The 12,264-nt window shown below is 62.8% G+C and carries 6 protein-coding genes; all 6 read right to left on the bottom strand.

Features of this window, described 5'->3' with window-relative positions; translation table 11 throughout:
* Positions 1 to 374 precede the first annotated feature (374 nt).
* Positions 375 to 866: an OmpA family protein gene (locus Q7C20_RS26025; RefSeq protein WP_375071094.1), complete on the bottom strand. Its 492-nt coding sequence runs from the start codon at positions 864 to 866 to the stop codon at positions 375 to 377.
* A 4-nt stretch (positions 867 to 870) separates the two neighbouring features.
* Positions 871 to 2,133 (bottom strand): diguanylate cyclase domain-containing protein, encoded by a 1,263-nt coding sequence (locus Q7C20_RS26020; protein ID WP_375071093.1) that lies wholly within the window; start codon positions 2,131 to 2,133, stop codon positions 871 to 873.
* The gene (locus Q7C20_RS26015; protein ID WP_375071092.1) at positions 2,130 to 2,696 is read right to left on the bottom strand and encodes a YfiR family protein; all 567 of its coding nucleotides are present in this window, start codon (positions 2,694 to 2,696) and stop codon (positions 2,130 to 2,132) included. The genes Q7C20_RS26020 and Q7C20_RS26015 overlap by 4 nt, the downstream gene beginning before the upstream one ends.
* A gap of 143 nt (positions 2,697 to 2,839) precedes the next feature.
* Entirely contained in the window at positions 2,840 to 4,909 is a 2,070-nt protein-coding gene (gene recD / locus Q7C20_RS26010) for an exodeoxyribonuclease V subunit alpha (RefSeq protein ID WP_375071091.1), read from the bottom strand.
* Positions 4,906 to 8,580, bottom strand: coding sequence for an exodeoxyribonuclease V subunit beta (gene recB, locus Q7C20_RS26005; RefSeq protein ID WP_375071090.1), 3,675 nt, complete (start codon positions 8,578 to 8,580; stop codon positions 4,906 to 4,908). The genes recD and recB overlap by 4 nt, the downstream gene beginning before the upstream one ends.
* Positions 8,577 to 12,029 carry an exodeoxyribonuclease V subunit gamma gene (gene recC / locus Q7C20_RS26000; RefSeq protein WP_375071089.1) on the bottom strand — a complete coding sequence of 1,151 codons (3,453 nt, stop codon included), beginning with the start codon at positions 12,027 to 12,029 and terminating at the stop codon, positions 8,577 to 8,579. Before recC ends, recB begins: the two co-directional genes overlap by 4 nt.
* Positions 12,030 to 12,264: the final 235 nt, after the last annotated feature.

The following is a 12,264-nucleotide window of genomic DNA, read 5'->3' as shown; positions in this document are numbered from 1 at the left end:
CCTGCGATGGCGGTGGGTCAGGCAATAGATTCTTGGCTGAATGACCGTATTCGCGAGCAAGCCCGCTCCCACAGTTGAGCTGCGCCGGGCGCAAAATTCAGGCCTTGCACAAATAAGTGTGGGAGCGGGCTTGCCTGCGATGGCGGTGGGTCAGGCAATAGTTTTTTGGCTGAATGACCGTATTCGCGAGCAAGCCCGCTCCCACAGTTGGGCTGTGCCGGGCACAAAATTCAGGCCTTGCACAAATAGGTGTGGGAGCTGGCTTGCCTGCGATGGCGGTGTATCAATCAGCACATTCTTTGCTGATAGACCGCTATCGCAGGCAAGCCAGCTCCCACATTGGATGGCATTTCACGTTGGAGCCGGCGGGTTGGTTAGTCGGCGATGACTACGATCGACACGCGCCGGTTCTCGGTACGCCCGGCCGCTGTGGTGTTGGGCGCTACCGGTTCGCTGCTGCCCAGGCTACGCAGTTGGATGTTCTCTTCCTTCATCCCTACCCCCGTCAGCACCTTGCCTACGCTTTTCGCGCGGCGCAGGGACAGTTGCTGGTTGTAGGGTTCTTTGCCCGACGCATCGGTATGGCCGTCTACGCGCACGCGCTGGATGCCTACGCTGACCAAGGCCTTGCCGATGCGCTCGACGATCTCGGTGCTGGCCGTGTTGAGGGTCTCCACATCACTGCCGAACAGCACTTTGCCGGACAGGCCGAACGCCCAACCTTCACCCGTCAGTTCAAACCCTTGCTGCTTGAGGACGGCCACTTGCGCCGGGGTCAGGCCTTTGGGCGGCGCCGTCTGGCAACCGCCGAGTGCCAGGCAGGCCACCAGCAAGGTGATAAACAGCATGCGCGCAGTAGAGAACAAGGGATCAACTCCTGTGGTGAATAGTGGCGGCAGTGGGTTCCGATTCCGCCGTTTGCTGGCCGCCCTGAGAAGAGCGTTTGGCTTGATACATCGCCGCATCGGCGGCATTGAGCAACGTGCCGGGGGTGGCGCCATGTTCAGGGTAGGTGGCGATGCCGATACTCAGAGAGGTCAACACCTGGGTGTTGCCTGGCAACTGGATCGGCACGTCCATGCTGGCAATGATTTTGTCGGCGATGCGCTGAGCATCCTCGGGCTTGTGCAGGGGCGTTAACAGGATCGCGAACTCATCGCCGCCCAGGCGCGCCACCAGGTCATCGTCGCGCAGTTGCGCGCGCACGCGCTCGGCGACGGCCACCAGCACGGCATCGCCGGCGGCATGGCCGAAGTTGTCATTGATGTGTTTGAAGCGGTCGCTGTCGAGAAACAGCACCGCGACGCGTCCGTTGACCTTGGCGGCGCTGCGCAGGGCGCGGATCAGCCGACCTTCGAAGAACGCGCGGTTGGGCAGGCCGGTCAGGCTGTCGTGGCTGGCCTGGTGCGCGAGGGTTTCGTTTTCGCTTTGCAGGTGGCTCTGCCAGGCTTCCATCTCGCCGAGCAGAGCGTTGAAGTCGCTGCCGAGGCTGTCGAGTTCGGCGATCTGCGCCGGTGGTACGCGCTGGTCGAAGTCTCGCTCGCTGCGTGCGGCGTGGGCCACGGCGGCGAGGCGTTGCAGCGGGCCCGTAATCCCGCGTAATAGCCGGCGCGCCAGGTGCAAGGCGACCCAGGCACTGAGGGCGGTGCAGATGAGAATCCCGGCCAGGCCGCTGAGCAGAAACCGCAGCAAACTGCCGCCGTGGCCGACGATGTGGATGCTGCCGATGGTTTGCCCCTGGTGCAGAATCGGCTGGATGATTGGCTGTTCAAGCAGGGTACGCGCCAGCTCCAGTTCGACCCGCGACAGCATTCCGGTGTCCGGCCGTTCCCAGTGCGCCAGCAACTTGCCATTGGCGTCGAAGACGTCGGCCTGGGCCACTTCTTCGGTGGAGGCAATCAAACTGAGGGCCTCGGTGGCCGCCGCGCTGTCGTTGAACACCACCGCCGCTTCCACGGTGTAGTTGATGGAGCGCGCGATCAAATGCAGGTTGTGTTCGGCATATACGCGCAGCGCCAGCACGCCGAGCAGGGTCAGCGACACACTGGCCAGAATCACGGCCACCAGTGCCAGAATCAAATGCCCGCGACCAATGACCGAGCGCAGGGTCGGCCGTGCTTTTTCGATACTCATGGTGCTGGCGCTCGACGACGGGACAACTGCAGCACGCTGGGGTGAATGCGTACGCCGCTGCGGGCGACGGAGTCCAGGTTGACCTCGAACGACACTTGCTCATCCGCCACGCGCAGGCAGAACAGGCTGCCGACGGTGCATTGGTCGCCGCCTTCGCTGATGCTCAACACCGGGTGGCCGATCAACGAAGCAAACAGGCGGCTGCGCTCATCATCTGAGAGTTTGCCGATGTACACGGCGTCACAGGTACTGACGATATCGGGGTTGTCGGTCAGCAAACGCCGCACCACCACCGCACGGCCAGTGGCTTGAGTCGTGCCTTTGACCAGGTCGTCGGTGTATTGAGTCGGGCCGACGATACACAGCCGCAGTTGCGCAGGTTCCACCGGCCAACGGGCGTAGCTGAGAATGCCGAGAACGACTTGCGTCACCGACTGCGCGCGGTGATCTGCCAGGCTGGGCGGCTGGGCAAATGCCCCCGGCGCGAGCAGGCACAGCACCGCCACCAGTAACAGTCGTCTCCAGCTCAAACTGCGCTCTGTGGGTGAGACAGCCACGTTCATGCAGCGATACTCTCAGGTGGTGTTTCAGGGGGATGCCGCAACGATAGCACAGCGGCGGAAGACCCCGCGAAGCCGGGACTTCGCGGGTACCGCCATTTTTTCAGAAAAATCAGACAACTGAATCAGAAATATCTCATAACCGATCAGTCAGTTTCACCCAGTGCGGCGTCCAGTTCCAGCATCAAGCCACTCAAGCGCTTGACCTTGCGCCGTACGGCCTCCTCAAACACGCCGCCGCGCGGTTCAATCAGGCTGAACCAGCGTTTGGCCCGAGTGATACCGGTGTAAATCAGCTCTTTGGTCAGCACCGGGTTGAGGGCGTCCGGCAGGATCAGCGCGGTGTGGGTAAATTCCGAGCCCTGGGATTTGTGCACGGTCATGGCGTACACGGTTTCCACATCATTCAGACGGCTGGGCAATACAAAACGCACGCCGCCCTGGCCGTCGTTACGCGGGAACGCCACGCGCAGCACCTGAGGGCCGCCGTCGCTTTCGGGCAGTTTAAGGGCGATACCAATGTCGCCGTTCATCAGGCCCAGGCCGTAATCGTTGCGGGTCATCAGCACCGGGCGACCTTCGTACCATTGGTCGTCGCCTTCGATCAGCTTCACTTTGCGCAAAGCGGCGGTGATACGTACGTTCAGCCCTTCCACGCCCCACGGGCCTTTGCGCACGGCGCAGAGCAGTTGAAAGGCATCGAAGGCTTGCAGCAATTGTTGCGCCCAGTGGGTCCAGGCCGGGTCTTCACGCGGGGTGCCCTGGGCCGGGCGCGCGCTTTGCAGCAGGTTCAGGTAAAAGCGATAACCCTGGGCGCCGCCGCCCTGCCCGTCCAGCACCAGGCGCTCCAGGGCATGATCATGCTCGCCTTTGAGGCTGACGCAGAACAGGTCGTCGTGGCTGCGCGCGGCCAGCAGTTTGCGCGCGGCTTCGGCGTTTTGCTGGTTGACCCAACGCGCCAGTTGGCCGATGCCGCTGCCTTCGCCGAAACGCCGCGAGTAGCGCAGCATGACCACTTGCTGGGCCAGTGGGTGGCTGCCGTCGAGGTCTTCCTGCAAGCCGCTGGCGCTGAGGTTTTCGCCGCTGACGGCTTGCAGCCATTGGCGTGTGGCCGGGTTGTACCAGCCGGCTTCGGCGTCGCGGCACAAGTCGCCGAGTACGGCGCCGGCCTCGACCGACGCGAGTTGGTCCTTGTCGCCCAGCAGCACTAAACGCGCATGGGGCGGCAAGGCGTCCAGCAGGTTGGCCATCATTTCCAGGTCGATCATCGAGGCTTCGTCGACCACCAGCACGTCCAGCGGCAATGGGTTGCCGAGGTGATGACGGAAGTGCCGTGTGCCCGGGCGGCTGCCGAGCAGGCGGTGAACGGTGGTGACTTGTGTCGGGATTTTTTCCCGCACGCTGTCGGGCACGGTCAGCGACTGCACTTGCTGGCTGATCGATTCAGTCAGGCGTGCGGCGGCTTTGCCCGTCGGTGCAGCCAGGCGGATGCGCAACGGGCTGCCGGCTTCCACGGCGGGTGCCTGCAGCAACGCGAGCAGGCGCACCACCGTGGTGGTTTTGCCGGTGCCGGGGCCGCCGGTGACAATGCTGAACGCGCCACGAGTCGCCAGGGCGCAGGCCAGCTTTTGCCAGTCGATGACGCCATCGGGCGGTGGCTGGTCGAACAGGCTGTTCAAGCGCTGCGGCAAATCGGCGGCGACGTTTTCCTGAGTGGCCAAACGCAGGCGCAACGCCGTGTCGATACGGCGTTCGTAGGTCCAGTAGCGACGCAGGTACAAGCGTTTGCCCGACAGCACGAGTGGGCGGCTTTGGGCTGACTCACTGCCATCGACGGCCAGCGCGACCAAGTGACTGGCGGCCAGCGCATGGCACCAGTGCGCGCCGTCGAGGCCATCGAGCAATTGCGACGGCAGCAGCATGGCGCCGGTTTGCAGGTCGCCTTCGGGCGGCAATGACAAGGCGAAATCGGGTGCCTTGAGGGTTTCGAACAGGTCGAGACACACGTGGCCGTGGCCGAGTTGGTGGCTGGTCAGTGCCGCGGCGAGCAATACCAAAGGGTCGGCTTGCGGGTCGAGCTCATGCAGGAAGCCAACAAAGGCTTTGTCCAGGGCGCGCAGCCAACCGCGATCCACCCAACGTTCCAGCAGTTGCAGCAGGTCGGCGGCGCGGCTGAGGGGCATCAGCGCCTCGAGCGGTAAAGGCGACAGGCTCATAACAACACTCCTTGTTCCCAGGCGGGCTCAACCTTGGGCGGGATGGGCTTGCCCTGGAACAGCAAGTCCAGGCCTTCGATCAGTTCCCGTGGTGGCCGGGTGAAATACGCACCTTTGCTCACAGACTCGGTGCCCCGCAGGAACAGGTACAGCGCGCCGCCGACGTGGCGGTCGTAGTCGTAGTCCGGCAGGCGTGCCTTCAGTTGGCGGTGCAGGGCCAGCAGGTAAAGCACGTATTGCAGGTCGTACCGATGCTCGAGGATCGACTGCTCCATGGCGTCCCAGGTGTAGGCCGAATCGTCGGGGCCGAGCCAGTTGGATTTGTAGTCGGCCACGTAATAGCGCCCGTCGTGTTCGAAGGTGAGGTCGATAAAACCCTTGAACATGCCGTTGAGCAGCACCGGTTCGGCGGCGACACGGGATACGCCGTTGTGGGTGTGCTGGCATACCAGCTTGTCGAGGGCGAGCACGTCGACTTTATGGCTGGCGAACCAGAATTCCATTTCGATTTGATACTGCTGCAGGCTACTCAGGGTGACGTGATCGTTGTCCACAGGCAGCGGGGTCTGCAACACGTGACCGAGCCAACCGCTGAGGGTGACAATCCAGCCTTCCCAATTGCGGCGGTTACAGCGCGCGCCGACAGCCTTTTCGATCGCCTCCGGGGTCACGTTAAAACCCTCTTCGCCCGCCCATTCGAGCAGGCCGTGGAGGAAGGTGCCGGGATTCGGGCCGCGTGGGAAACGGTGAATGTCGCCGCCGGACGCCGCCACTTCGCGCGGTGCGTCGGGGTCCAGCCGTTCGTCGTCGAACAGCTTCTGAGCTTGTGGGCTTTCTGGCGCTTCAAGGGTGGCGGCGCTCATGCTGTCGCCAATTCTCAACGCGCTGTAGGACGCGATCCACCAGTTTTCGGCGGCCTTGCGCTTGGGCAATAACGGCGCGAGCAAGGCGGCGGTGTTGCGTGGCGGGTGGAACAGGATGTCTTGGGCGTCGGGCACTGGGGCGTAGTGGATTGCCGGGCAGCCTTCCTGCACGTCCAGCAGCCAGCGCGCCAGGCCGGCGGATTCACCCAGCGATGCACCGGCGCCAAGCAAGTAGCCCAGGGCTGACAGGTGCAACACCGAACTGCTGCTGTTGCCGCGCTTGAGGTCGGCAATGCCGAGCCAGCACGCGTGTTTGGCGCGGGTCAGGGCCACGTAGAGCAGGCGCAGGTCTTCGGCTAGGCGCTCGTCGTCCGCCTGCGCGATCAACTCGGCGGTCGGGCGCAGGCTGACCTGGGATTTGCCGTTTTCATCGTGGTAGTGAAGCGGTAAACGACTGCCGTCTACCGGCTTGGCCGAGCAGATGAACGGCAGGAACACCAAGTCGTACTCCAGGCCTTTGGATTTGTGAATGGTCACGACCTTGACCAGTTGCTCATCACTTTCCAGGCGCAGGATCTGTTCTTCACCGGCCTGACCGGACAGCGCGAGGTGTTCGGCCAAGTGGCGAATAAGCGCCTGTTCGCCGTCGAGCTCCGACGCGGCTTGTTGCAATAATTCACTGAGGTGCAACAGGTTGGTCAGTACCCGCTCGCCATCGCTGCGAGCGATCAGGGTTTGCGGCAATTTGAAATCGTGAAGCAGGCGCCGCAGCATCGGCAGCACGCCTTGGGTGCGCCAGATCGCACGGTAGCCACGGAACTGCATGACGCGGGTTTCCCACGCCAGTTCGTCCTGGTTCAGACGCTCCAGTTCCGGCAGCGACAGGTTCAGGGTGACGCAGGCCAAGGCGGCGCGCAGCGGGCGCTCGACGTCGGGCTCGGCGCAGGCCTTTAGCCAGGCGAGCAGGTCGTGGGCTTCTTGAGCGGCGAAGACCGAATCCTTGTCGGACAGATAAACGCTGCGCACACCACGGGCGGCCAGCTCGGCGCGCACGGCTTGGGCTTCCTTGCCGTCGCGCACAAGGATGGCGATGTCTGACGGGAGCACGCCTTTAAAGCTGCCGTCCGGCTGTAGGAAACCTGCCGTGCCCTGCTGCCCGCCATTGAGCAATTCAACAATCTGCGTGGCACAGACGGCGGCCAGTTGCTGGCGATACAGAACATTTGAAACCGGCTGATCCGTGGGCAGATGCCAGAGGTTCATCGCCGGGAGTGTGTCGCCGTTGACCTGCAACTTCTCCTTACGACCCTGGGACAATACCGAGTGAAACGGCACCGGGTTGTCGCCATTCGGCTCGCGGAACAAAAACGCACCTCGGCCTTTTTCCGCACGCTGGAACACATGGTTCACCGCCTCAACCATCGCGTGGCTGGAACGGAAGTTGGTGCCCAAGGTGTGATGGCGGCCGGTGGTGGACTGGCGGGCGCGCAAGTAGGTGTAGATGTCGGCGCCACGGAAAGCGTAGATGGCCTGCTTGGGGTCGCCGATCAGGAACAGGCCACTGTCGAGGTGGTTTTCTTCGATGCGGTAGATGCTGTCGAAGATGCTGTATTGCACCGGGTCGGTGTCCTGGAATTCGTCGATCAGGGCCACCGGGAACTGTTCGCGAATCACACTCGCCAGGCGCTCGCCGCCGTCTGATTGCAGCGCAGCATTGAGGCGGATCAGCATGTCGTCGAAGCCCATTTCGGCGCGGCGGCGTTTTTCTTCTTCGAAGCGTTTGCCCACCCAGCCGGCGGCGTGTTGCAGCACAGCGGCGTCGGGAGTGGGCAAGGCGTCGAGGCTGGCCTTGAGCCCGGCCATGGCGTCGATGCCGGGGTGACGTGGCGGTTCGCCCTTCCAGGCTTCGGCCATGCCGTCCGGCGTGAGGCGGGTGAAACCGGTGCCGATGTCGAGTTGTTCGAGGCTTTCGTCTGCGGCCCAGGCGCTGATTTTTTCGAACCAGGGTTCGAAGTAGCGGGCCTGCATTTTGCGGCCGTCGACGGCTTTGGCGGCCACGGCTTGCAGGCAGATATCGCGCAATTCTGCGGCCCATTGTTGCCACGGGGCTTTGAGGGTTGTCAGCGCTTCGCGGCGCTCTTGCAGGCAAGCCGTGATCAGCTCGGCAGGCTCGCGGGTTTCATCGGTTGGCCGTTCGCTGCCGAACAGTGCGCGCACCCGTGGCATCAACGCAGCCGGGCCGCCCCAATTGTTGCGCACCCAGTTGAGCGCGTCGTCGTGCATGGGGTAGCAGAACAAGCGCCAGTAGTCGCGCAGCACTTCGCCGAGCAGGTCGCTGTGGTCGGTTTCCAGGGTTTGGGTGAACAGGCTGCCGCTGTCGAACGCGTGTTCGCGCAGCATGCGCTGGCACCAACTGTGGATGGTCGAAACGGCGGCTTCGTCCATCCATTGCGCAGCGATGTCGAGGCGATTGGCGCAGGCGGGCCAATACTCGGCGGCGTATTCGTCACGCAGGTCGGCGATCAGGGCGTCGGGCTGTTCGATCTCGTCGCGGAAGAACCGCGCAGCTTCGGCGAGGCGGATGCGAATGCGCTCGCGCAGCTCTTTGGTCGCGGCGTCGGTGAAGGTCACTACCAGAATTTGTGGCGGCAGAAGTTCGCGGTCAAAGCCGGATTCTTCGCCCCCATGGCCGAGCACCAGGCGCAGGTACAGGGCGGAAATAGTGAAGGTTTTGCCGGTACCGGCGCTGGCTTCGATCAGCTGGCTGCCTTTCAGCGGGAAGGCCAGGGCCAAGGGTTTACTGGTCATGCGCTAGCCTCTTCGCCGGTGAGTGATCGCCAGGCGGCGTTGATCAGCGGGCGATACAGGGTTTCGGCCCAGCCTTCGAATTCTTCGCTGGCGATGAGCGCGGCGAAGTCCGGAAATTGGCGGGTGAGCGCCGGGGTTTCGCGGCGCTCGCCGTCGGTGGTTATGCCATCGCCTTCGTAGACTTTGCCCGCGGCAGCCATCGCTTTGGCGGGGTCGGTTTGGCCGAGCCAGGCGAAGGCGGTCTTGACGGCCACGTGCAGCGGTTTGCGCATGCCGGTGTGCCAGGCCAATAGCAGGTTGCCGAGGATTTCCCGGGCTGCGGCGTTATCCAGCGGGGGCAGTAACAAGGTGTCGTCGCTGGCGACTAAACCGGTGCTCAGCGGCAGGCCGCACGCGCAGGCAACGACGTGGTTAACCCATGGCCGAATCAGGCGATGCCATTTGCGCGTTTTGATAGAGCCGATGCCGTTGGGGATGGTGGTGACGCTTAACAATCCGCCATCACTGCGCCGATGCAAGCCGCTGATCCAGCCTTCCAACTGAATGCCTTCATGCTCAAAACTGATCGGCTCGGCTCCCGGATGCGGGGTTGGCCAGAGGGCCAGTAAGTGTTGATAACGTTGCAGCAGGTCGGGCAGCGGTTCGATCAATTCGTTGCGCAGGCATTCACCGAAACCGACCATGGGCAGCAGGCCACTGCCTTGCAAGCGCAGGGCCTGGGCGTTAAGGGCCTGGTCGATGTGATCGGGCTGGGTCAGTGCGGCGTTAAGCAGGCTGTCGCTGAGGCTGTAGCGTTGCAGCGCGTCGAGGACGAAGGGTTCTTCATCGGCCAATGGCACTTCGGCCGCTTCAAAAAATACTTTCAAACGCTGGCTGAAGAAGTGCTTCACCGGATTGCGCAGGAAATCCTGCAACTGGCCGAGGGTCAGGGGTTCTTCCTGTTGGTGTTGCGCCAGTTCGTCTTCGTTGGCGATGCTGGCTGATGCTTCGTGCAACAACTGCCATTCGCGGGCGTAGCTGAACAGTGGGTCGCCCTCATGAAAATAGCGTGCACTGAACGGTTGGAGTGGGTGTTCCTGGGTCATCGCTTCCAGCAGCGGTTTTTCTGCGTTCGCGTTGTGCCAGCCGCTGGCGAGGTGGTCGCGCAGTTGGCCGATGAGCACTGAGGCCGGGCGGTCACTGTTGTCGCGAATGCTGCGGCCGACCCAGCTGATATAGAGCTGGTCGCGGGCGGACAGCAGGGCTTCGAGCAGCAGGTAGCGGTCGTCTTCACGGCGTGAACGGTCACCGGGGCGGTAGTCGCTGCCCATCAGGTCGAAGTCCAGCGGCGGTTGCGCGCGCGGGTAATCGCCGTCGTTCATGCCGAGCAGGCAGACGAGCTTGAACGGGATGGCGCGCATCGGCATTAAAGTACAGAAATTGACAGCTCCGGCGAGAAAGCGTTGGGACAAGCGCCCTTGGTCCAGGCCGGCGAGCCAGGCCTCGCGGACTACGGTGAGCGGTAACTCGTCCTGCAGACCGACGGACTCGCAGGTTTCCAGCCAGGTTTCCCTGAGTTGTTCGAGTTGGCTCAACAGGTAGTCGTCATGCTCGCTGGAGGGCAGGAAGAACAGTTGCATCAGGCGTTGCAGGCGCTCACCCCATTGCTGGGGTGTTGCAGGTTGTGACAACGCCTGATGGGCGTCGTTGAGCGCGTCGAGCAAGGCGACCAGAGGGCCAATCAGCGCGGCGTCGAGGCCACCGATTTCGTCGTAGGGCTCGATGCCGTCGCACGCGATACCGGTGCCGACGGCATAACCCAGCAACATGCGGCGCAGGCCGAATCGCCAGCTGTTTTGCTCGAGTTCTGTTGGCAGACCGAGGCCCGCACGTTGCTCAGCGGTGAGGCCCCAACGAATGCCGGCGCCTTCGATCCAGCGGTGCAGTGTGGGCAGGTCGCGCTCCTTGATGGCGAAACGTTCACGCAAGGCGGGGACGTCGAGCAGGTCGAGGATTTCGCTGACAGGGAAACGGCTGTCCGGGAGTTTCAGCAGGTGTTCGACGGCGATCAGCAGCGGGTCGCGGCCGCGCTGGCCTTGGTCGGTCAGGGTGAAAGGGATGAAACGCGGGTCATGTCGATCAAGCTGGCCGAACACGGCGCGAATGTGCGGCGCGTAGCTGTCGACGTCGGGGACCATGACGATGATGTCGCGCGGGCGCAGCGTGGGGTCGGCGCTGAAGCGCTGGAGCAATTGGTCGTGGAGGATTTCCACTTCGCGTTGGGCGCTGTGGGCGATATGGAAGCGGATCGAGGTGTCGCTCTCCAGGTCGACGGCGGGCCACAGGTCGCGGGTTTCGTTGAGTGGGCGCAGTTCGAGAATGTCGTCCTGAAGCTGGTTGAGCAGCGTGGTGGGCTCGCTGTCGCTGAACAGGTCGATGCGGCCATCACGGAAGGCGGCGCGGTAACTGTTTGGGTCGTCGTAGCTGTCCAGCAGGCTGATGTAGTCTCGGCCCTGTTTGCCCCAGGCGGCCAACAGTGGGTGGGCGTGTTGGTGCAGGGTTTGCGGGTCGATGGTGACCGGCATGCCGGCCTTGCGCGCCTGGCGTTTGTATTCGTTACGCAGCAGGTCTTTGTCGGCGACGATGTCGGACCAGTGGTGGCGGCAAGGGTTATGCACGCAGAGCATGACCTGGCTGAAACGTGCGAGGCCGGCGAGTGCTTCCAGTGCTTGTGCGGGCAGCGAGGAAATACCGAAAACGATCACTCGGGACGGTAGGCCTTGGGGCGCTTGTTCAAGGGCGTTGATGCGTTCGATGAACCGCTGATGAACGCCGGCGCGGCTTTCGGCCATGCCCTCTTCGCCTACATCCAACAGCAATGCGCGCCACAATTCGGCTTGCCAGCAGTTAGCGGGATTCAAGGGTTTGGATTCGCCTCGGCCGTTGCGCAGTTGGTGGCGGCCAGCGGCCCAGTCTTCCAGCCAGTCGGCGCGGTAGACCTGGTATTGGTCAAACAGGTCGGCCAGACGCTCGGCGAGTTGGTAGCGTTTGCGCAAGTCGGTGTCGTGGGTGAGGAAGCGCTGTAGTGGTTCGAAATGCGGTTGATCGATGAGTTCCGGGAGCAGGCGCATGAGGCGCCAGGTCAGTGGGGCTTTATCGAGCAGGGACTTGGGCGGGATTTCATCCTTGCCCAGAACCATGCGGTAGAGCTGCCACATGAAACTGCCGGGCAGTTGCACGTCAATTGCCGCAGCGATACCGCAGCCGCCCATGTCGTCATCTTCCGGGTCTTCGGCCAAGGCCAGTTTTAGCCATTGGGCGATACCGTTGCTTTGTACCAAGGCGATTTCGTTTTCCAGCGGCGCCAGTGGATAGCGACGCATCCAACTGACCACCAGGCTGCGCAGTTCGTCCAGGCGGTTGCCGTGAACCACCATGAATCCAGCGCTGAGGGACGTCGCATCCGGCATAACGGCTTCCTTGGGAAAAGCAAAATCGAGGCATGGACTTTAGCATTGAAGGCGACCGCAAGCTGCAAGCGAGGCGGGCCGTATTAAGCGCTGGTTACAGGAATATTTTCCGACCGCCCAAAACAAAACCCCTGTTTGCGTTAGCAAACAGGGGTTCTGGAATTTAATCTTGACGATGACCTACTCTCACATGGGGAAACCCCACACTACCATCGGCGATGCATCGTTTCACTAC

Origin of the sequence: Pseudomonas sp. AMR01 (assembly GCF_041946035.1) — a bacterium.
GTDB classification, from domain to species: Bacteria; Pseudomonadota; Gammaproteobacteria; order Pseudomonadales; family Pseudomonadaceae; genus Aquipseudomonas; species Aquipseudomonas antarctica_B.
This window is presented reverse-complemented; position numbering and strand designations above follow the sequence as displayed.